Below are 19,617 nucleotides of genomic sequence, written 5' to 3' on the forward strand. Positions count from 1 at the left end.
ATGGCGCTCCCTTCCCCGCCGCCGCTCGGCGCGAAAGCCTTGCCCGACGGAACCTATGACGGACAGGTCGTCGCCGTAACCGGCGGCGGCACCGGGCTTGGCAAGGGAATGGCGGTCGAGTTCGCGCGGCTCGGCGCAAAGATCGCAGTGCTCAGCCGCAAGCCCGAGCATTTGGCGGCCGGGCTCGCCGCCATCCGCGAAGTCGGGGCGGAAGCGATTGCGGTCGCCTGCGACGTGCGCGATCCTGAAGCCATTGCCGCTGCCTTCGACGAAATCGAGGCCACGCTGGGTCCGGTCGACGTGCTGATCAACAATGCCGCGGGCAATTTTCCGGCGCCTGCGGAGGAAATTACCCCGAACGGATTTCGCACCGTCGTCGATATCGTGCTGGGCGGCACCTATAATTGCAGCCGCGAATTCGCGATCCGGCGGCTCGCTGCCGGATTGCCGGGGGCGATCCTAAACATCGGCGCAACCTACAGCTGGACCGGCGGGCCAGGCACCTCGCATTCGGCGGCGGCGAAAGCAGGCGTCACCAATCTGACGCAGAGCCTCGCGGTCGAATGGGCTCCTGATGGCATTCGCGTCAATTGCATCGCCCCCGGACGCTTCCCGCACGACGACCTGCCCGATCATATGACGCGCCACCGCGTCGGCGAGCGCGGCGACAATACGATCCCGGGGATGCGCGTCGGCGAAGTGCGCGAGCTGGGCTGGGCCGCGACCTTCCTCTGCTCGCCCTATGCGAGCTACATCAGCGGCCATACCTTGGTCGTCGATGCCGCGAACTGGCTGCGGCGCAGCCTGGTGATGCCCGAGTTCGTGCCGATCCGCGAGCAGTTCGGAAAGCGCGCGAGAGAGAGCGGGACCGCCGCTGCCGCGATCGCCAAATCGCGTGGAGACAAGGCATGAGCGACGCCCTGGTCCTGCGCGAAGATGCGGGCGGCGTGTGCACGCTGACGCTCAACCGACCTGAAAAGCGCAACGCGATCAATCGCGAGCTGTTCCGCGAATTTCGCGCGCATGTCCGGGATATCGAGGAAGGCGTCGGTGACGCCGGGCTGGTCGTAATCACCGGCGCAGGAGAGCATTTCTGTGCAGGGCACGACCTGAAATCTGCGCCGCATGCCGATGCACTGGGCTGGCTGCGGCAAGAGATGCTGATCGTCGAAAAGCTGACCAAATTGCGCCAGCCGGTGATCGCGAAGATTCGCGGCACCTGCTACACCGGCGGCCTCGAACTGGCACTTGCGGCCGATCTCATCGTCTGCGGCGAAAGCGCACGTTTTGCCGACACGCATGGCAAATGGGGGCTCGTCCCCGGCTGGGGGCTGTCGCAGCGATTGCCGCGTCGCGTCGGGCAGGCGAAGGCGCTGGAAATGATGCTGACGTGCCAGCCCTGTTCCGGCGAGGACGCGGCGGCGATGGGGCTGGCCAACTATTGCGTTGCCGACGATGCGCTCGACGGCAAGGTCGCCGAACTGGCGGCGCTGATTCTGGGCAACAGCCGCCACAGCAATGCCGAGAACAAACGGCTGATCTATGACACCGACGGGATGGCGATCGGCGCCGGCCTGAACCACGAACTGATGCGCAATGCAGGGTTCGATCCGGCGATGCGCAAGAAAGGCGAACCGATCGCCGCCGCGCGTGAGGCCGACTGATGGACATCGGCTTCTCCCCCGAAGAGACGCACTTTCGCGAGGAGTGCCGCGACTGGCTGCATGCCAATGTGTCCGGCGAAAAACGCCCGCTCGACGCCGCCGACGCGATCGGGTTCGACAAGGCATGGCAGCGACGGCTGTTCGATGCGGGGTGGGCCGGGATCAACTGGTCGCGCGACTATGGCGGGCGCGGGCTGTCGATCGTCGAGCAGGTCATCTGGCTCGAGGAATATGCCGCAGCCCGCGCACCGTGGATCGGCGCCAATTTCGTCGGGGTGAACCATGGCGGCCCGACGCTGATCCTCAACGCGAGCGAAGAGCAGAAGGCGTACCACCTGCCGCGTATCCTGAAGGGCGAAGCGATCTGGTGCCAGGGGTTTTCGGAGCCCGGCGCTGGATCCGACCTGGCGGGGATCAAGACGCGCGGGCGCATCGAGGGCGACGAGCTGGTCGTCAACGGGTCGAAGATCTGGACGAGCTTTGCACACGTCGCCGACTGGCAGGAGCTCGTGCTGCGGACAGAGGAAGGGTCGACACGGCACAAGGGGCTGAGCTGGGCGATCTGCGACATGCACGCGCCGGGGATCACGATCCGGCCGATCAGGAAGATGTCGGGGCAGACCGAGTTCGCCGAAGTCTTTTACGACGACGTCCGCATCCCGCTCGCCAATGTCGTCGGCGGACTCGGCAATGGATGGGCGGTCGCGATGTCGACGCTCAGCTTCGAGCGCGGCACGGGTTTCATCGCCGACCAGGTCAAGGCGGGGCAAGAAATCGCCGAGCTGATCGCGACCGCGCGCGCCAACGGCATGATCAAGGACGACCGCATCGCCGACCAGCTTGCGCAGATGCGCGCCGAGGTCGCCGCGCTCCGCGCGATGACCTATCGCAATATCTCGGAGGTCGTGCGCACCGGACAGCCCGGGCCGGAGGCGTCGGTGATCCGGCTGTTCACGTCCGAACTCGGCCAGCGGCTCGAACGGATGGCGGTGCTGCTGATGGGCGAGGACATGATCGACTTCGTCTATGGCGACGACAATGGCGTGCAGGATTATCTGCGCGGCTTTGCCGCGACGATCGCCGGCGGCACGGCGCAGATCCAGCGCGACATCATCGGCGAGCGGTTGCTCGGCCTGCCGAAGTCGCGATGAGCGCGCAGCGGGCATCGCGCGCCGGCGCCGGCCGGGCCCCAGAGGCAACGCCAGAAGCGAGGACCATGCGATGGACCTGACCGCCAACGACGATCAGATCGCCTTCCAGACCGCGACCGCCGAATGGTGCCGCGATCATATGCCGCTGGATAAAGCGCGCGACCGCGCCGCAGGTTTATGGGACCAGCTCGAATCCATGGGCCTGCCGCGCCTTACCGCGCCCGAGGCCAATGGCGGGCTTGCGCTCGACCATGCGACCGAGGCGTTGGTGTTCGCCGAACTCGGGCGCTTTCTTGCGCCGATCGGACTGCTGTCCTCGGCAGTCGCGAACCGCTGGTTCGACGATCCGTTCGACGGCAAGGTCGCGCTGGCGCTGACGAGCGGCGAACCGGGTCCGATGCGCGTGCTCGACCCGGTGGATTCGGCGGCGGTCCTGATGCTGCAACCCGGAACGGTGCGCGTGTTCGATATCCCCGACAGCTTCACCGACCAGACGACCGGACAGCGGCACGACACCGAGCATAGTCCGACGATCGATCTGTCGACCGTGCAGAGCCGGCAAGAGTGGACGACCACTGCGGTGTGGACCGAAGACGACCCCCGCCCTCCCCTTCATCTGCAGCTGTTGGCCGCAGCCTATGCCGTCGGCTGCGCCGATGCGGCGCGCGACATGGCGGCGGATTACGCACGGTTGCGCGAGCAGTTCGACCGGCCCATCGGCTGGTTCCAGGCGCTCAAGCATATCTGTTCGGACATGGCGGTCCGCACGGCGGTGGCGCGGTCGCAGCTGTATTACGCGGCGTGCGCGCTCGATGAAAATACTGCGGATGCGGCTTTTCATGTGACCGCCGCAAAACGCCTGGCCGATCAGGCGGCGCTCGACAACGGCCGCGCCAATATCCAGGTCCATGGCGGCATCGGCATGACCGACGAGGCGGCGCCGCACCTGTGCCTGAAGCGCGCACATTTGTTGCAGTTCATCGCACCCGCCGACGCAGCGCTGCTGCTCGATTGACGATGTCAGTCGTCGACGATGGCCTGGAACTCGCGCTCCAGCCATTGGCGCAACCGCGGTTCGACGCGGCCCGCGAATTCGGCGAGCGGGAGCTGGTCGCGATAGGCGAAGAAGCCAAGCGAGACCATCATGAAGCGCGCCGCCTTCACGTCGGCGCTCTCGCCGCCGAACCACCGGGTGAGCGGTGCGAACACGCGCTCGCGCAGCAATCTTTGTGCAACAGCCCGCGCCTCGCGGTCGGACGCGGCGCTGAACATCATCGGCAGCGGGCTGACGCGGTCGTCTTCGTCGGCGAAGCGCGCGACGATCATCCGGCCGAAATCCTCCTTGGGCAGATCGGTCATCAGCCGCGTGTTGAGCGCCGCATCGAGCGCCGCCTCGAACAATTTCAGCTTGCCGCCGAAATAGCGGCTCACGAGCGACGGGTTGACCCCCGCGAGCGCGGTGATGTCGCGCACCCCCGCCTCGGCAAAGCCCTTCGCGGCGAAAATTTGCTGCGCAGCAAACAGGATTGCCGCTTTGGTGCGGTCGGCATCGCGCGCGGGCAATTCCATTGTCGTCGGCATCACATCTCCCCGTTGACTCCTTATGTAAACGCTCGTTTACTTACGTCAATGGGAGAGAGAAAATGACCGAGTCGCAGGGGCCGGCGCGTTCGCCGGTCTATGAATTCGATTATATCGCCGACCCGGCGCTGATCGTGGATTGCCACGCCCGCTATTGGGAGCTGAAGGACACGGCGCCGCCCGTCTTCTGGACCAGCGCGCATGGCGGACATTGGGTGTGCAACACGGGCGCCGCGGTGCAGCATGTCGTGCGGCATCCCGACATCTTCTCCAGCCGCTATCTGTCGATTCCGCCCAATCCCGACCAGCCCAGGATGATCCCCGAAATGCTCGATCCGCCCGAGCACCGGCCGTATCGCCAGATGCTGCGCCCCTTCTTCGAATCGAAAGCGATCGAGCCGCTGGAACCGCGGGTGTCGGCGTGGACCGACCAGTTGCTCGACGACGTCATCGGCAAGGGCGAGTGCGATTTCGTCGAAGCGATCGGGTCGCGGCTGCCCGTCGCGGTGTTCATGGAATTGTTCGGCTTTCCGATGGAAAAGTTCGAGGAGTTCCGCCGCCTCGTCACCGGCTTTTTCCATTCGCAGGCCAGCAACGAGAACCGCAACAATCTGGCGCAGGCGATCGTCGGCCATCTGGCCGAACTGATCCAGCAGCGCATGGCCGAGCCGCGCGACGACATGATTTCCAGGATCGTCGTAAGCGAAGTCGACGGACGCCGGGTCACGTTCGAGGAATTGATGTCGATCGGCTTCCTGATGTTCCTCGCGGGGCTCGACACCGTGACCAATGCGATGAGCTTCGGCATGCGCCACCTCGCGCATGACACGGCCCTGCGGCAGCGCGCGATCGACGATCCCACAGTGATCCCCGACATGGTCGAGGAATTGCTGCGCCGCTATGCCTTCGTCGCGACGCCGCGCTATGTCACGCAGGATACCGAGCTCGCCGGGGCACAGCTGCACGCCGGTGACTGCATCCTCGCGCCGCTGCCGCTCGTCGGCTGGGACGAGGGGTTGACCGAAGATCCCAAGACGGTGTCGGTCGAACGCCAATTCTATCGCCACGCCGCCTTTGGCTCGGGCATCCACACCTGCCTCGGGCTGCACCTCGCGCGCATGGAGCTGATCGTCTTCTATCGCGCCTGGTTCAGCCGCGTCGGCCATTTCCGTCAGGTCACCAAAGGCGACGAGACATGCCGCGGCGGCAGCGTGATGGCGCTCGAGCATCTGCATCTGGCGTGGGACGCCTGAACACATTCAATCGGGAGAGAATATGATGGCCAGCGCAGCACCCGCAGTTCACCTGCATCTGGGGCACGAACAACGCAGCAGCGGCAGTGGCGGGACGCACCCGCACCTGCACCCCGTGACGCAAGTGACGCAGGCGGACATTCCGCTCGCCGGGGCAAAGGAAGTCGAGGAAGCGGTCGCCAAGGCCGAGAGCGTGCGCGAAGATTGGCGCCGCACGCCGCCCGAAACGCGGCGCGACATCCTGAACCGCCTCGCCGACCTGCTCGAGGCGAACAAGACCGAGCTGGCGCACATGGCGGCGCTCGACGGCGGCACGACGTTGATGGTCGGCGAACGCGGGGTCGACACCGCAGTCGGCTGGACGCGCTATTATGCCGGCTGGTGCGACAAGATGTCGGGCGAGCTGATCAGCACCTTCGATACGCGCGGTGAGCTGAGCTATACCGTCCCGGAGCCGATCGGCATCGTCGGCATCATCATCACCTGGAACGGACCGCTGATATCGCTGGGCATGAAGGTCGCGGCCGCCCTTGCCGCGGGCAATTGCGTGATCTGCAAGCCCGCCGAGATCACGCCCTTCGCGCCCGAACTGTTCGCGCAACTGTGCACGCAGGCCGGCGTTCCCGACGGCGTGCTGTCGATCCTGCCCGGCACCGCCGAGGCGGGCGATGCGATAGTACGCCACAAGAAGGTCCGCAAGATCAGCTTCACCGGCGGGCCGATCACCGCGCGCAAGATCCTCGCCGCCTGCGCCGAAGAGATCAAACCGAGCGTGATGGAGCTGGGCGGCAAGTCGGCCAGCCTCGTCTTCCCCGATTGCGATGTGCAGGCGGCCGCCGAGCGCGCGGTGTTCTGGACCGTCGGCTGCCTGTCGGGACAGGGCTGTGCCCTCCCCACCCGCCAGCTCGTCCACGCCGATATCTATGACGATTTCGTCGCCCGGCTGAAAGCGATCATCGGCCAGTTCAAGGTCGGCGATCCGATGGATCCGACCGTCGCGGTCGGGCCGGTGATCAACAAGGCCGCGGTCGATCGCATCACCGGCATGTTCGATCGCGCCAAGGCCGACGGGGCAGCGACCTTTCTGCTCGGCGGCGGGCGCTGTGGCGGCGACCTGGCCGAGGGCAATTTCATCGAGCCGACGTTGATCGTCGATGCCGATCCCGATCATGAAATCAGCCAGGTCGAAATCTTTGGTCCCGCGGTGGTCGTGATCAAATTCCACACCGAGGATGAAGCGGTCGCGATCGCCAACAACAGCGAATATGGCCTTGCCGCCTATATCCAGTCGAACGATCTGCAGCGCGTCCACCGGCTGTCCGAACGGCTCAACGCGGGCGGCGTCTATAACAATGGCGGGTTCCAGATCAATCCGCACACGCCCTTCGGCGGCGTCGGGATTTCGGGCTTCGGCAAGGAAGGGGGCAAGGCGGGGATCGACGAGTTCCTGCATTACAAGACCGTGACCATCGGCGTCGGCGCGCCGATCTTTCCCAAGTGAGGAGCTGAACATGGCCGACTTTACCAACGACCAGTTCCGCCTCGACGGCAAGGTGGCAATCGTCACCGGTGCGGGCGGGCGCGGCAACAGCATCGGGCGCGCCTATGCGGTCGGACTCGCGAATGCGGGCGCGATCGTCGTCGTCGCGGACCTCGACAAGGACGGCGCCGAGCGCGTCGCGGGCGAGATTGCAGCGGCGGGCGGCCAGGCGCTTGCGGTGCAGGTCGATATTGCCGACGAGGCCTCGGTCGCGGCGATGATGGAGGCGACGGTGGCGGCGTTCGGCGGGCTCGACATTCTCGTCAACAATGCGGCGCTGATGGTCGAAGCGGTGGGGACACCGGCGATCCAGACGAGCATCGCCGATTTCGACAAGCTGATGCGGGTCAACCTGACCGGCGCGCTTATCTGTTCAAAGGCAGCGGTGCCGTTGTTCCAGGCGCGCGGCGGCGGCAAGATCGTCAACCAGCTGTCGGCGGGCGGGTTCCCGGCGCAAACGACCTATGGGATCAGCAAGGTCGCGCTGCTGGGGCTGACCACGACGCTGGCGACCGAACTCGGGCGGATGAATGTCAACGTCAACGCGATCGCGCCGGGGATGACCATGTCCGACGCAGGCAAGGCGCTGACGCCGGAGGAGAGCCCTTTCGTACAGGCGGCGATGGCGCGGGTGGTGAAACAGCCGCGCGGCGAGCCGCAGGATCTGGTCGGCGCGCTGCTCTTGCTGTGCTCGCCCGCGGGCGACTGGATTACCGGTCAGGCGCTCAACGTCGACGGCGGATTCATCATGCGCAACTGATGCTTCAGGATCTTGCCCGACGCATTCCGCGGCAGTTCGGGCAGGATGGTCAGCCGCTCGGGCGTTTTCTGTTTCGCGATGCCCGCGGCGACAAAATGACCGCGCACCGCGTCGAGCGTCAGCGACGCCCCCGGGGCCAGCACGACGCACGCACGCACCACTTCGCCCATCCGGTCGTCGGGCGCAGCGACGGCGGCGGCATCGGCGATCGCCGGATGCGTCAGCAGCACCGCCTCGACCTCCTTCGACGAGATATTTTCGCCGCCGCGGATGATGATATCCTTCTTGCGGTCGGTGATGAGCAGATAGCCGGCTTCGTCGAGGCGGCCGATGTCGCCGGTGCGGTACCAGCCGCCCGGAAGGAACGCGGCTTCGTCGAGCGCCGGGTCCAGATAGCCCATGAACAATTCGGGGCCGCGGGTGCAGATTTCGCCGTCTTCGCCGCCGGGCACGTCGTTGCCGTCGTCATCGACGAAGCGCATCTCCGACCCGGCGATGGCGCGGCCTTCGGTGTGGAGTTGCTTGTCGATCGGGTCTTCCACAACCCCCGACGTCACTGTCGGATGCTCGCTCGATCCATAGCAATGATAGACCGCAAGGCCTTGCGCCTGACAGCGTTCGATCAGCGACGGCGGCACGGGCGCGGCGCCGACCAGATATTGGCGGAGCGACCTCAGGTCAAAGCCGTGCGCGTCGGCGGCGGCAATCATTCCCGAAAGGTGGAACGGCGTGCCCGATGAGGAGGTGACCTTGTGCCGATCGATGAGCTGCGCCGCGAGCGTCGCGTCCCACTGGTCCATCAGGATCAGCGGCACGCCCTGACAGAGGAAGCGGTACATCGACAGAGCGCCCGCGACATGGCCGGGGGGCCAGGGCGAGATGACCGCATCATCGTCGCTGCCGCTGCGCATCGCTCGCATCGTTTCCATCTCGGCGATGAAGCCGCGCGCCGAGTGCATCACGCCCTTGGGATCGGCGGTGGTGCCCGAGGTATAGACCAGCAACGCCAGATCGTTCGCGTCGACCGCCACCGGATCGCCGATTGGCCCGTCGGCCTCCAGCGCGTCGAAATCGGGGCCGATGGCGATATGGCGATCGAGCGCCGGCAGGTCGCCGCAATCGGCGACCACCCGAACATAATCGGCATTGCGGAAGCGGTCAGGAGTGAACAGCCATTTGGCGCCCGACTGGCGCAGGATGAAGCCAAGTTCCTTCGCGCCATAGATGGTGACGACGGGAAGCATCACCGCACCGGCCTGCGCTGCGGCGACGGCGACGACCAGCCATTCGCGCCAGTTGGCGAGCATGCACGCGACGATGTCGCCGCGCTGAAAGCCGCCCGCGGTCATTCGCGTGCCCATGCGTCGCCCGGCCGCGACGACTTCGCCCAGGGTGGTTGTGCACGGCAGCTGTTCCGAGGCGATGGTCAGCGGCGCGTCCGGCGCCCGCGCCGCCGCGGCGATGATCGCCTCGATAAAATTCATCCGTGCAGGGAGTCGACGATCCGCTCGCCCTCGCCGCGCGCCGCCCAGGTGTCGTTGGCATTGCGCAGGTGGAGCCGCCAATGCGCAACGGCGCCTTCGACATCGCCTGCCTCTATCATCGCGATCAGCTTGTCATAGGATTTGAAGCCGGCGCGAAAGCTTTTCAGCCGGTCTTCGGTCGAGCGCGGATGGCGGCGCTGATAATCATTCTGATGCGTGCGCCCGAGGTTCAGCAACATGCGATTCATCAGGCTGAGCGTCTTGTTCCCGGTCGCTTCGACGAGCGTCTGGTGGAAGTGCGAGATATTGTCGATGAAATCGTCGTACTGCTCATTCTTGAGCATATCGTCGAGATCGGCGAGCGTTTGTTTGAGCCGCTTCATCCCCGGCGTCTTGCCGCTGGCCGTCGCAAGCCAGCGCACCACGGTCGGCTCGATCGCGAGCCGCGCGGCATAGAGATCGGCGATCGTCGTTCCTTCGGCTTCGAGCAGATAGCCGGCATAGCGCGACACCAGTTCGACCGAGGGCTGATGCACCCGTGCGCCGCTCCGCGACCCGCGCACGACGCTGATCAGGCTTTCGGCTTCCAGGATGCGAAAGGCTTCGCGCAGGGTCGGGCGCGACACCCCGAGCGTGTTCATGAGCACGCCTTCGGGCGGCAGCGAGTCACCTTCGGTGAGCTCACCCCGGACGATCTGCGCGCGGATCTGGTCCGCTACCAGTTCAGACGTCTTGGGAACCCGAATCCGCCCGTTGTCCCTGTCGCTCTGCAATGCACCTGCCCCTTTGCCAAACCCGTCAAATCAGGAGTTTCCTTGCTGCGTCATTATGGCGCCCTGCACAAATTCGCAATGCCGGGCACCGAACCTGTCGCTCAAGCGCCAAAAGCCAGCCCTTCGTTCAGCGTCCACCGGTGATCGCGTCCGCGCACCCAGCCCGACGAAGCCCAGGTCCCTCCATCTACAGGCAGCAGCACACCGGTGATATAGGCGGACATCGCGCTCGCTAGAAAGACCGCGGCGTCGCCGCATTCCATGTCGACACCCTCGCGTCCCAGAGGGATCAGCCGGTTCATCGCGTCAACCTCTTCGTCGCTGCGCCGCTTCCACGCCGCCGGATCGACCGGACCTGCGCGATTCCCCTGATTGCCGGGCGTAATCGTATGGTCGGGTGCGATGCAGTTGACGCGGATACCATGCTCCGCGAATTCGACGGCCATCGACTTGGTAAAGCTGAGCATCCCCGCCTTGCACGCCGCATAGACCGCAAAATTCGGCGCCGCTCGACTGGCCTCGATGCTCGCGACGTTGATGATCGCACCGCCGCGCCCGCCCGCAACCATATGCTTTGCCGCCGCCTGGGTCGCCACAAGCATCGACATCAGGTTGATGTCGATATGCTTGCGCATGCTGCGCTCGCTCTGATCGAGGAAGGGTCGTGCAGATACGCCACCAGCGTTGTTGGCGAGGATATCGAGGCGACCGAATGTCGTCGCGGCGGCGTCGATGGCGGCACGCAAGGCATCGCTGTCCATCACATCGCCAGCGATTGGCAGCGCCTGTCGCCCGGCGTCGCGCACGCGCGCGGCCGCTTCTTCGGCACGCTCGGGAAAAATGTCGAAGATCGCGACGTCCGCCCCCGCTTCGGCAAGGCGGATCGCAATGGCGCGCCCGATGCCGCCGCCACCGCCGGTGACGAACGCCGCCTGCCCGTTCAGACGCGAGCGGTCAGTCATCGAGGTCGATCCCCATCACCGCGCCAGTGACATAGGCCGCATAGTCGCTGACCAGATAGGCGGCGAGATTGCCGAGCGTCTGGCCCGCATCGCGGGTCAGGATGCTGTTCACCCGAATGCCGTCGCGCGCCCATTCGACGCCGAGCGTTTTGGTCAGATTGCCCAGCGCGCCCGCGGCCGCGGCCTGATCGGCGCCGAGCGCCTGTTCGGGCGCTCCGACGAACAGCACCGCGCCGCCCTTCCCGCGCGTGCGGCATGCGTCAGCAAACGCCTTGGCACCAAGGAACCGGCGGTCGAGACCGGCGGCCAGGCTGGCGCGCCATTCGTCGTGGCTCAGCTCATGCGCCGGTTTGGCCATGGTGGGCGGCGCGATATGGACCCAGATGTCACAGGCATCGCCTTCGACAAGCGCGGCACCCTGCGCCGTAAGCGCTGCTGCGATCGCCGGGCCGGCGCCCTCGATGCACACATTTTTTCCTGTCAGCCAGCCGCTCATTGCCACCCCCACGGCCCATCGGCGCGTTCGCGCGGCGGGACGAAGTCGGGCATCATCAGCGAGCGGCGGAGGCTTTCGCCACCATCCTGAACGATCACCTGCCCCGTCATGTCCCCGAACAGCGGCGTGCAGGTCATCGCCGACAGCCAGCCGAATTCCCAGATGCTGCCTGTCCGGCCCGCCGGAATCATGTTCTGCAGCGGCTCGGTTCCGCCTTCGCGCTGACCCGAGACCGACCCTTCGTGCGGAAAGAAGCCGGCGGCGATCGCGTTGACGCGGATACCGAATGGCGCCCAGTCGGCAGCGAGCTTTTTCGTCATCGTCGCCTGTGCGGTCTTCGCCGCGGCACTGTGCGCGTCGCCGGGAAAGCCCGTCCAGATATATTGCGCGCTGTTGTTGACGATCGCCCCGCCCTGCCCGCGCGCGATACGGCGGCGGGCAAATTCCGCCGAGCAGAGAAAGGTGCCGTCGATCGCGATGCGGGTGACCGCGTTCCAGGCGTTCGGCGAGATATTCTCCGCGAGGACGGGAAAGTTCGCGCCCGCGTTGTTCGCCAGCAGGCTGATCGGACCGAGCGCGGCTTCGGCTTCGTCAAAGGCGGCGGCCACCGCATCGGGCAGCCGGACGTCGCAGCTCATCGCATGGGCGCGAACGCCCAGCGCGGCGATTTGTGCCGCGCCTTCCTCGGCGCGTTCGAGGCTGCGTCCCATCACGGCGACCTGCGCCCCGCCCTGGGCAAACGCCTTTGCCATCGCCAGCCCCATTCCCGACCCGCCGCCGGTAACCAGAACGGTCTGCCCCGCGAAAATGTCCGCCGGATAGGGCGGACGGTCAAAGGGTGGCGGCGTCGCCACGATGTGATGCTGCGGTACCGGCAAGGCGTCTCTCCCGGCGCCAAGGGTTGCGCGCTACCCCGCCGCGTGTCAAGACATACATAACTAGGTTATACAGGATCGGATCGATGGAAATCGTCGCGGAGGGCCTGGCCTTTCCCGAAGGGCCCGTGGTCATGGCCGACGGATCGGTGATCATCGTCGAAATGACGGCCGGGCGCATCACGCGTTGCTGGAACGGGCGAACCGAGACGGTGTGCGAGGTCGGCGGCGGCCCCAATGGCGCGGCCATCGGCCCCGATGGCGCGCTTTATGTGTGCAACAATGGCGGGCTCGACCCGGTCAAATTCCAGAATGCGCGCGGGCCCGGCCACGAGGGGCGCATCGAGCGCATCGACCTTTCGACCCGCAAGGTCGAGCGCGTCTATGATCGCTGCGACGGGATTGCGCTCGAGGCGCCAAACGACATCGTCTTCGACGCCGACGGACGGATGTGGTTCACCGATCTGGGCAAAACGCACGACGGCATTCGCACGGCGAGCGGATTGTTCGCAGCGCTGCCCGACGGATCGGCGATTACCGCGATCAACCGCCATGCCGTGTCGTACAACGGCGTCGGCCTGTCGCCCGGTGGCGAGCATGTCTATGTCGCCGACACCCATCAGGCACGGCTATGGCGCTACGACCGCAAGGTCGAGGCACAACGTCCGGTCTGGGTGGCCAGTGCGCCGGGGCCCGTAGGATTCGACAGCCTCGCGGTGACGGCGGCGGGCAATATCTGCGTCGCGACGCTCTATGCCGGCGGCATTTCGACGATCACGCCCGGCGGCAGGGTCAGCAAGTTCGACATTGCCGATGAGCGGTATGTCACCAACCTCGCCTTTGGCGGCGCCGACATGCGCGACGCCTATATAACCTTGTCGACCACGGGTCGGCTGATGAAAACACGGTGGGACGAACCTGGACTGGAGCTTCACTATCATGGCTGATCTGGCGACCGATCGCGACGCGATCCGCGACCTGCTCGCGCGCTATACCTACAATGGCGATCGCGGGCGGCTCGACGAGATGACCGCCTGTTTCGCTGACGACGGCGTGCTCGAATATCCCGGCAAGGCACCGCAAGGGCCTGCTGCGATCAAGGCCGCGCTGTCGTCGGGGACACGCGACGAGCGGCTGACCTTTGTCCGCCACCATATCACCAACCCGCTCATCGCGGTCGAGGGCGATGGGGCGACCGCGCGCAGCTATTTCACGGTGCACAGCAATTTCGGACCCGACCATAGCGGCACCTATGACGACCGGCTGGTGCGCACCGATCACGGCTGGCGCTTTGGGCATAGGCGGGTGCGGATCGACTGGCAGGCGGAGGGATCGCTGTTCGATCGGATGACGTCGCGATAGCCGCCTCTGTCATCGGCAAATCGAACAATTGACACTTTTGTGTCAATTTGACATCAACGTGCCATGTCCGAGCGCTTCACCGATTTCGAACGATTCGCCGACGAAGTCGCGCGGCTGCGTGGACGGATGCGGGCGCTGTTCACCGAAACCCGCGCCGAGAGCGGGCTGCCCGAGATGGAGCTGACGGTCTTGACCGCAGTGGTGAACGCCGCGACGGCGCCGACGGTCGCACAGATCGGGCGCAGCCTTGGCCATCCGCGGCAGGTGGTGCAGCGCGCCGCGAACCGGCTCGCCGAACTCGGGCTCGCCGCCTTTGCCGAAAATCCGGATCACAAACGCGCGTCGTTGATCGTCGCAACCAAGGCCGGACGCACGTTGAAGGCCGCAGACCATGTGCGAGCGCAGGCGGTAACGCGCGCGGTGATGACGCGGATCGAGGGTCCGGCTTTCGCAGAGGCTGCAGACCGCATGCACGCGATCCGTACCGAGATCGAAGCCTATTTGCGGGAGCGCGAGGCATGAGCGACGACGTGGCGGCGCTGGCCGATCCCGAGCGGCTGACAGCCTGGCTCGACGCCCATATTCCGGCTCTCGGCGACGGCCCGCTCGCGATTGCGAACATCCATGGCGGGACATCGAACGTCATCCTGTCACTCAACCGCGGCGGCCGGACGCTGATCCTGCGCCGCCCGCCCGCCGTCCCCCCGCCGGGCAGCGAAAAAAGCGTGATGCGCGAGGCGCGGGTGCTGACCGCCCTCCGCGGCACCGCCGTTCCGCATCCCTACTGCCATGGGAGCTGCGCCGATCCCGATGTGATCGGCGCCCCCTTCTATGTCATGGATCTGGTCGATGGCTGGCCCGCCGACCTCCGCGACGGGCGGATTTATGACCGCCGACCCTTCGACAAGCCGCCGCATGCGCGCGAAGTACCGTTCGCGATGGTCGACGGGCTGATCGCGCTGGCCAATGTCGATTACAAGGCTGTGGGCCTTGAGGATTTCGGGCGCCCCGACAATTTCCTCGAGCGCCAGGTCGACCGCTGGGAGGGCCAGATCAAGAGCTACAAGCAGCTCTATGATTTCGAGTGGCGCGAGCTGCCCGGATTTGGGCTGGCGCGCGACTGGCTGCGCGCCAACAAACCCGTCGATTTCCGGCCAGGCATCATCCATGGCGACGTCGGCACGCCCAACGCGCTGTTCGCCTTCGACCCGCCGTGCCGGCTCACCGCGCTGATCGACTGGGAACTGTCGACGATCGCCGACCCGCTGCTCGACCTTGCCTGGTTCTGCAACGGCATATGCGACGATCGTTTCCCCGGCCACGTCCCCGAAAAGGCGCTGTACAATGTCGGCGACTGGCCGACGCGGCAAGAGTTGATGGCACATTATGCTGCAGGCACCGGGCGCAGCATGGCGAGCTTCGACTATTATCTGATCCTCGCGATGTTCAAGGGCGGCTGCATCCTCGAATATAAGGTCGCGCAGGCGGCAAAGGGCATTTTGAGCGCCGAAACCGGGCGCTTTTTCGACCGGCTGGTGCGCGGCAATTTCGCCGAGGCCGAAAAACTCATCCGCCTGATCGGCTAAGCCAAGGACGACATCATGATCGATTTCCGCATCGAATCCGAATTGCAGACGAAGCTCGACTGGATGGAAAAATTCGTTCGCGAAGAATGCGAGCCGATGGACCTGCTCTTTCCCGGTCACGGCGCACCATATGACGTCGCGAACACGGAATCGCGCGCCTATATGGCACCACTCCAGAAGCAGGTTAAGGCGCAGGGCCTGTGGGCGTGCCACCTCGGCAAGGAACTGGGCGGACCGGGCCATGGCCAGCTGACGCTTGCACTGATGAACGAAATCCTCGGCCGCAGCTATTGGGCGCCAACCGTCTTCGGCACCGCCGCGCCCGACACCGGCAACGCCGAGATCCTCGCGATGTTTGGTACCGACGACCAGAAGGCGCGTTACCTGCAGCCGCTGATGGACGGCACGATCGTGTCGACCTTTTCGATGACCGAGCCGCAGGCCGGCGCCGACCCCAAGGAATTCACCTGCCGCGCGTATCGGGATGGCGACCAGTGGGTGATCGAAGGCGAGAAATGGTTCTCGTCGAACGCGCGCTACGCCAGCTTCCTGATCGTCATGGTCGTTACCGATCCAGACAATCCGCCCTATAACCGCATGTCGATGTTGATCGTGCCCGCCGACACGGCAGGGGTCGAGTTCATCCGTCATTCGCAGACGATGGGCGACAGCAAGGGCAAGGATGACGGGACCCACGCCTATATCCGGTACAACCAGGTCCGCGTGCCGCTGGACGCGATGCTCGGCGGCCCCGGCGAGGGGTTCAAGGTCGCACAGGCGCGGCTCGGCGGCGGGCGCGTGCATCACGCGATGCGCACTGTCGGCAAATGCCAGCGCGCGATCGACATGATGCTCGAACGCGCGGTTTCACGCCGCACACAGGGCAAGCAACTCAGCGAGCATCAGTTCGTGCAGGGCGCGATCGCCGATTCGATCATCGAGCTCGAACAATTCCGCCTGCTCGTTCTGAAGACCGCTTGGATCATCGACAACGAGCCACATGGCGCCGCGCGCACGCATATCGCGATGTGCAAGGTGCAGATGGCGAAAGTCTATCACGACATCGTCCAGCGCGCGATCCAACTCCACGGCAGCCTGGGCGTGACGCTGGAAACGCCGCTCGCCGACATGTGGATGGGACTACCCGCGATTGCACTGGTTGACGGGCCGACCGAAGTGCACAAGGTGCAGGTCGCCAAAGCCTATCTCAAAAATGCGAAGCCGGCGACGGGCCTGTTTCCCAGCGAACATATCCCGACCCGGCTGGCGGCGATCCGGGCGCGGCAGAGCTGAACGGAGGATATGCCATGACCACCCGCCACCTCGTCGACCGCGAGATTGCGCCGCTGCTCGACATGTTCCCGCCGGTTGACCTCGAATCTGCACCGATCGGCGAGCTTCGCGAAAAGGCGGGCCAAGCCTATGCTTTCATGCCGCCCCCGGCCATCCTGCCCGAAAAACGGGTAGCTCCGTCGACCCATGGCGGGCCGGACATCGATATCTACCTCTATCGCCCGCCCGAGCCGAAACCGGGCGGTGGCGCGATCCTGCATATCCATGGCGGCGGAATGGTGATGGGATCGGCGCAGCAGATCCAGTCCGTCCCGGCGACGCTCGCCATGGCGGCGGGGGTCCCCGTGGCGTCGGTCGAATATCGGCTGGCGCCCGAACACCCCTTCCCCGCGCCGCAGGAGGATTGTCATTCGGCGCTGGTGTGGCTCGCAGGACAGGCCGAAGCGCTTGGTTTCGACCGAAGCCGGATCGTCGTGGCGGGTGAAAGCGCGGGCGGCGGCCTGGCGGCGGCGCTGGCGATCATGGCGCGAGACCTTGGCGGACCGGCGATCGCGGGCCAACTCCTCACCTATCCGATGCTCGATCATCGCACGGGGAGCGACGGCTGTCCTTACGGCAACCCGACCACCGGCGAGTTCATCTGGACACGCGCGAGCAACCGGTTCGGCTGGAAGGCACTGCGCGGAAATTATGCGGCCGACGATGCGCGGAAAGCGTGGTTCTCGCCGAGCTTGGCAGACGATCTGGCGAACCTGCCGCCCGCTTATATCGCGACGGGCAGCCTCGACCTCTTCTTCGACGAAAATCTCGACTATGTGCGGCGTCTGACAGCAGTGGGCGTGACCGTCGAATTGCACAGCTATGCCGGCGCCATCCACGCCTTCAACGCGGTGCCCGGCGCCGCGATTTCCGAGCGCTGCAACGCCGGGTTGATGGCCGCCGCCGCAGCGATGACCGCCCCTTCAGGAGAATGACATGACCCCCGATCCGCTGTTCGATTTCACCGGCAAGGTCGCGCTCGTCACCGGCGGATCGCGAGGGCTCGGCTATCGCATGGTCAAGGCGCTGGCCGAGCGCGGTGCCGATGTGATCGTCGCGAGCCGCAAGCTGGAGAATTGCGAGAGCGTTGCCGAAGAATGCCGTGCGCTCGGCCGCAAGGCGATGGCTTACGCCGTGCATTGTGGGCGGTGGGACGAGATCGACGGTCTGATCGCCGCAGCTTATGACGCATTCGGGCGCGTCGACATATTGATCAACAACGCCGGCATGTCGCCCGCTTGCCCGAGCCATGAACTGCCCGAAAGCCTGTTCGATTCGGTGCTCAACCTGAACTTCAAGGGGCCGTTCCGCCTTGCGAGCCAGGTCGCGCACCGCATGGCGCAGGGCGACGGCGGTACCATCATCAATATCAGTTCGACCGGCGCTCTGATGGCGCTGCCGATGGTCGTCCCTTATGGCTCGGCAAAGGCCGCGCTCAACGCAATGACGGTGTCGCTGAGCCGGGAATATGCCCCGAAAGTGCGGGTCAATACGATCAGCCCGGGGCCGTTCCTGACTGACATCGCCGACGCGTGGGACGAGCCGAAGCGCGAAAAGCAGCCGGTGGCACTGGGGCGGCCCGGCTATCCGGAGGAGATCGTCACGGCGGCGCTGATGCTGGCGAGTCCGGCGTCGTCCTACACCACCGGCGCGCTGGTGCGCGTCGATGGCGGGCAACTTTAGATCAGGTGCGGAACGCGGCCAGCCTTTGGTCGAGGATCGCCTCGGCGTCCGAAATGATCCGGTCGATCAGTTCCTGACAGGTCGGGATATCGTGGATCAATCCCTGAATCATGCCGGCCCAGAACACACCCTTGCTGAGGTCGCCGGTCTGCAGCAGTTCACGCCCCGCGGTTCCCGCGACGAGTTCCTGCACGTCGCTGAATTTCGCATCGGGCTGCGACAGACGACGGACGACTTCCTCGCTGACTTCGCTCTTGCCGACGCGTGCGGTGTTCTTGAAATTGCGGAAGATCAGAAAACTCCCGCGCTCGTCGTTATCGACGTAGGCCTGCTTCACATTGTCGTGGATCGGCGCTTCTTTCGTAGCGCAAAAGCGCGTGCCCATGTTGATACCATCGGCGCCCAGCGCAAGCGCGGCGACCAGCCCGCGCCCGTCGCCGAACCCGCCCGACGCGAGCATCGGAATCTTCACCTTGTCGGCCGCCGCGGGGATCAGGATCAGCCCCGGAATATCGTCCTCGCCAGGGTGGCCCGCGCATTCGAAGCCGTCGATCGAGATAATATCACAGCCCGCTTTCTCGGCCGACAATACATGGCGCACCGCTGTGCATTTGTGCAAGATCATCACGCCGTGCGGCTTCACCCGCGCCCATATCTCGCGCACCGCCGGCGTTCCCGCGGTTTCCATGATTTTGACGCCGCTTTCGATCACGGCATCGGCATAGGCGTTATAGTCGGGCGAGTTGATCGTCGGAAAGACAGTGAGGTTCACGCCGAACGGCTTGTCGGTCAGCGACCGACAGCGCTCGATCTCGTCACGCAGCGCCTGCGGCGACGGTTGCGTCAGCGCGGTGATGACGCCCAGCCCTCCCGCATTAGATACTGCGCTTGCCATGTCGGCCGTCCCGACGGCTTGCATGCCGCCCTGAACAATCGGATGCTCGATACCGAGCATTTCGGTGATCCGCGTCTTGAAGCCCATCCGCTTTCCCTCCAATAGTTATATAACTTGGTTATACTTCTAAACCCATGATGACAAGAGGTGTCCGATGACCGCTCCCCCGCCCCGCGCCGTTCGTGCAGACGAACTCGGTCCGCCCGAAAACTACGTCCTC

21 protein-coding genes are annotated in these 19,617 nt (G+C 65.4%); 14 read left to right on the plus strand and 7 right to left on the minus strand.

Annotated features, from left to right (window positions below; translation table 11 throughout):
• From ACO055_RS05260 to ACO055_RS05275, 4 genes are all read left to right on the plus strand, one after another.
• Positions 1-912, plus strand: coding sequence for an SDR family oxidoreductase (locus ACO055_RS05260; RefSeq protein WP_422061539.1), 912 nt, complete (start codon positions 1-3; stop codon positions 910-912).
• Entirely contained in the window at positions 909-1,664 is a 756-nt protein-coding gene (locus tag ACO055_RS05265; RefSeq protein WP_422061540.1) for an enoyl-CoA hydratase/isomerase family protein, read from the plus strand. Before ACO055_RS05260 ends, ACO055_RS05265 begins: the two co-directional genes overlap by 4 nt.
• Complete coding sequence (locus ACO055_RS05270; protein ID WP_422061541.1) at positions 1,664-2,815, plus strand: acyl-CoA dehydrogenase family protein; 1,152 nt, start codon at positions 1,664-1,666, stop codon at positions 2,813-2,815. Before ACO055_RS05265 ends, ACO055_RS05270 begins: the two co-directional genes overlap by 1 nt.
• A gap of 70 nt (positions 2,816-2,885) precedes the next feature.
• Positions 2,886-3,830, plus strand: a complete 945-nt coding sequence (locus ACO055_RS05275; RefSeq protein ID WP_422061542.1) for an acyl-CoA dehydrogenase family protein — start codon at positions 2,886-2,888, stop codon at positions 3,828-3,830.
• A 5-nt stretch (positions 3,831-3,835) separates the two neighbouring features.
• On the opposite strand, the gene ACO055_RS05280 is transcribed toward ACO055_RS05275, so the two are convergent.
• Positions 3,836-4,396, minus strand: a complete 561-nt coding sequence (locus ACO055_RS05280; protein ID WP_422061543.1) for a TetR/AcrR family transcriptional regulator — start codon at positions 4,394-4,396, stop codon at positions 3,836-3,838.
• Between the two features lie 62 nt (positions 4,397-4,458).
• On the opposite strand from ACO055_RS05280, the gene ACO055_RS05285 reads away from it, so the two are divergent.
• From ACO055_RS05285 to ACO055_RS05295, 3 genes are read left to right on the plus strand one after another with little or no spacing between them, the layout of a single operon-like run.
• Positions 4,459-5,649, plus strand: coding sequence for a cytochrome P450 (locus ACO055_RS05285; protein ID WP_422061544.1), 1,191 nt, complete (start codon positions 4,459-4,461; stop codon positions 5,647-5,649).
• A gap of 22 nt (positions 5,650-5,671) precedes the next feature.
• On the plus strand, positions 5,672-7,150 hold the full coding sequence (locus ACO055_RS05290) for an aldehyde dehydrogenase family protein (protein WP_422061545.1): 1,479 nt from the start codon (positions 5,672-5,674) through the stop codon (positions 7,148-7,150).
• Positions 7,151-7,160: 10 nt separating this feature from the next.
• Positions 7,161-7,949, plus strand: a complete 789-nt coding sequence (locus ACO055_RS05295; protein ID WP_422061546.1) for an SDR family oxidoreductase — start codon at positions 7,161-7,163, stop codon at positions 7,947-7,949.
• On the opposite strand, the gene ACO055_RS05300 is transcribed toward ACO055_RS05295, so the two are convergent.
• The 5 genes from ACO055_RS05300 to ACO055_RS05320 all read right to left on the minus strand — a co-directional run bounded on the left by ACO055_RS05300 (position 7,907) and on the right by ACO055_RS05320 (position 12,542).
• Entirely contained in the window at positions 7,907-9,433 is a 1,527-nt protein-coding gene (locus ACO055_RS05300) for an AMP-binding protein (RefSeq protein WP_422061547.1), read from the minus strand. The genes ACO055_RS05295 and ACO055_RS05300 overlap by 43 nt on opposite strands.
• Complete coding sequence (locus ACO055_RS05305; RefSeq protein WP_422061548.1) at positions 9,430-10,206, minus strand: FadR/GntR family transcriptional regulator; 777 nt, start codon at positions 10,204-10,206, stop codon at positions 9,430-9,432. The genes ACO055_RS05300 and ACO055_RS05305 overlap by 4 nt, the downstream gene beginning before the upstream one ends.
• Before the next feature lie 101 nt (positions 10,207-10,307).
• On the minus strand, positions 10,308-11,168 hold the full coding sequence (locus ACO055_RS05310; protein ID WP_422061549.1) for an SDR family NAD(P)-dependent oxidoreductase: 861 nt from the start codon (positions 11,166-11,168) through the stop codon (positions 10,308-10,310).
• Positions 11,161-11,664 (minus strand): SDR family oxidoreductase, encoded by a 504-nt coding sequence (locus ACO055_RS05315; RefSeq protein ID WP_422061550.1) that lies wholly within the window; start codon positions 11,662-11,664, stop codon positions 11,161-11,163. The genes ACO055_RS05310 and ACO055_RS05315 overlap by 8 nt, the downstream gene beginning before the upstream one ends.
• Positions 11,661-12,542 (minus strand): SDR family NAD(P)-dependent oxidoreductase, encoded by an 882-nt coding sequence (locus ACO055_RS05320; protein WP_422061551.1) that lies wholly within the window; start codon positions 12,540-12,542, stop codon positions 11,661-11,663. Before ACO055_RS05320 ends, ACO055_RS05315 begins: the two co-directional genes overlap by 4 nt.
• A gap of 83 nt (positions 12,543-12,625) precedes the next feature.
• On the opposite strand from ACO055_RS05320, the gene ACO055_RS05325 reads away from it, so the two are divergent.
• From ACO055_RS05325 to ACO055_RS05355, 7 genes are all read left to right on the plus strand, one after another.
• Positions 12,626-13,486 carry an SMP-30/gluconolactonase/LRE family protein gene (locus ACO055_RS05325; protein WP_422061552.1) on the plus strand — a complete coding sequence of 287 codons (861 nt, stop codon included), beginning with the start codon at positions 12,626-12,628 and terminating at the stop codon, positions 13,484-13,486.
• Positions 13,479-13,901, plus strand: coding sequence for a nuclear transport factor 2 family protein (locus ACO055_RS05330; protein ID WP_422061553.1), 423 nt, complete (start codon positions 13,479-13,481; stop codon positions 13,899-13,901). Before ACO055_RS05325 ends, ACO055_RS05330 begins: the two co-directional genes overlap by 8 nt.
• A 63-nt stretch (positions 13,902-13,964) precedes the next feature.
• The gene (locus tag ACO055_RS05335; protein WP_422061554.1) at positions 13,965-14,423 is read left to right on the plus strand and encodes a MarR family transcriptional regulator; all 459 of its coding nucleotides are present in this window, start codon (positions 13,965-13,967) and stop codon (positions 14,421-14,423) included.
• Complete coding sequence (locus ACO055_RS05340; protein ID WP_422061555.1) at positions 14,420-15,487, plus strand: phosphotransferase family protein; 1,068 nt, start codon at positions 14,420-14,422, stop codon at positions 15,485-15,487. The genes ACO055_RS05335 and ACO055_RS05340 overlap by 4 nt, the downstream gene beginning before the upstream one ends.
• Positions 15,488-15,502: 15 nt before the next feature.
• Positions 15,503-16,780 carry an acyl-CoA dehydrogenase family protein gene (locus ACO055_RS05345; RefSeq protein ID WP_422061556.1) on the plus strand — a complete coding sequence of 426 codons (1,278 nt, stop codon included), beginning with the start codon at positions 15,503-15,505 and terminating at the stop codon, positions 16,778-16,780.
• Positions 16,781-16,794: 14 nt separating this feature from the next.
• Positions 16,795-17,754 (plus strand): alpha/beta hydrolase, encoded by a 960-nt coding sequence (locus ACO055_RS05350; RefSeq protein ID WP_422061557.1) that lies wholly within the window; start codon positions 16,795-16,797, stop codon positions 17,752-17,754.
• A gap of 1 nt (position 17,755) precedes the next feature.
• Positions 17,756-18,502 (plus strand): SDR family NAD(P)-dependent oxidoreductase, encoded by a 747-nt coding sequence (locus tag ACO055_RS05355; protein WP_422061558.1) that lies wholly within the window; start codon positions 17,756-17,758, stop codon positions 18,500-18,502.
• Position 18,503: 1 nt separating this feature from the next.
• On the opposite strand, the gene ACO055_RS05360 is transcribed toward ACO055_RS05355, so the two are convergent.
• Positions 18,504-19,484, minus strand: a complete 981-nt coding sequence (locus tag ACO055_RS05360; RefSeq protein ID WP_422061559.1) for an NAD(P)H-dependent flavin oxidoreductase — start codon at positions 19,482-19,484, stop codon at positions 18,504-18,506.
• Positions 19,485-19,617 lie beyond the last annotated feature (133 nt).

Source organism: Sphingopyxis sp. (assembly GCF_965227415.1).
Taxonomy (GTDB): domain Bacteria; phylum Pseudomonadota; class Alphaproteobacteria; order Sphingomonadales; family Sphingomonadaceae; genus Sphingopyxis.

Coding starts and splice junctions, on each gene's coding strand:
- ACO055_RS05280 (WP_422061543.1), bottom strand. CDS start 4,396: ATGCCGACGACAATGGAATTGCCCGCGCGCGATGCCGACCGCACCAAA.
- ACO055_RS05270 (WP_422061541.1), top strand. CDS start 1,664: ATGGACATCGGCTTCTCCCCCGAAGAGACGCACTTTCGCGAGGAGTGC.
- ACO055_RS05350 (WP_422061557.1), top strand. CDS start 16,795: ATGACCACCCGCCACCTCGTCGACCGCGAGATTGCGCCGCTGCTCGAC.
- ACO055_RS05285 (WP_422061544.1), top strand. CDS start 4,459: ATGACCGAGTCGCAGGGGCCGGCGCGTTCGCCGGTCTATGAATTCGAT.
- ACO055_RS05315 (WP_422061550.1), bottom strand. CDS start 11,664: ATGAGCGGCTGGCTGACAGGAAAAAATGTGTGCATCGAGGGCGCCGGC.
- ACO055_RS05340 (WP_422061555.1), top strand. CDS start 14,420: ATGAGCGACGACGTGGCGGCGCTGGCCGATCCCGAGCGGCTGACAGCC.
- ACO055_RS05330 (WP_422061553.1), top strand. CDS start 13,479: ATGGCTGATCTGGCGACCGATCGCGACGCGATCCGCGACCTGCTCGCG.
- ACO055_RS05325 (WP_422061552.1), top strand. CDS start 12,626: ATGGAAATCGTCGCGGAGGGCCTGGCCTTTCCCGAAGGGCCCGTGGTC.
- ACO055_RS05355 (WP_422061558.1), top strand. CDS start 17,756: ATGACCCCCGATCCGCTGTTCGATTTCACCGGCAAGGTCGCGCTCGTC.
- ACO055_RS05300 (WP_422061547.1), bottom strand. CDS start 9,433: ATGAATTTTATCGAGGCGATCATCGCCGCGGCGGCGCGGGCGCCGGAC.
- ACO055_RS05265 (WP_422061540.1), top strand. CDS start 909: ATGAGCGACGCCCTGGTCCTGCGCGAAGATGCGGGCGGCGTGTGCACG.
- ACO055_RS05345 (WP_422061556.1), top strand. CDS start 15,503: ATGATCGATTTCCGCATCGAATCCGAATTGCAGACGAAGCTCGACTGG.
- ACO055_RS05275 (WP_422061542.1), top strand. CDS start 2,886: ATGGACCTGACCGCCAACGACGATCAGATCGCCTTCCAGACCGCGACC.
- ACO055_RS05295 (WP_422061546.1), top strand. CDS start 7,161: ATGGCCGACTTTACCAACGACCAGTTCCGCCTCGACGGCAAGGTGGCA.
- ACO055_RS05335 (WP_422061554.1), top strand. CDS start 13,965: ATGTCCGAGCGCTTCACCGATTTCGAACGATTCGCCGACGAAGTCGCG.
- ACO055_RS05360 (WP_422061559.1), bottom strand. CDS start 19,484: ATGGGCTTCAAGACGCGGATCACCGAAATGCTCGGTATCGAGCATCCG.
- ACO055_RS05290 (WP_422061545.1), top strand. CDS start 5,672: ATGATGGCCAGCGCAGCACCCGCAGTTCACCTGCATCTGGGGCACGAA.
- ACO055_RS05310 (WP_422061549.1), bottom strand. CDS start 11,168: ATGACTGACCGCTCGCGTCTGAACGGGCAGGCGGCGTTCGTCACCGGC.
- ACO055_RS05260 (WP_422061539.1), top strand. CDS start 1: ATGGCGCTCCCTTCCCCGCCGCCGCTCGGCGCGAAAGCCTTGCCCGAC.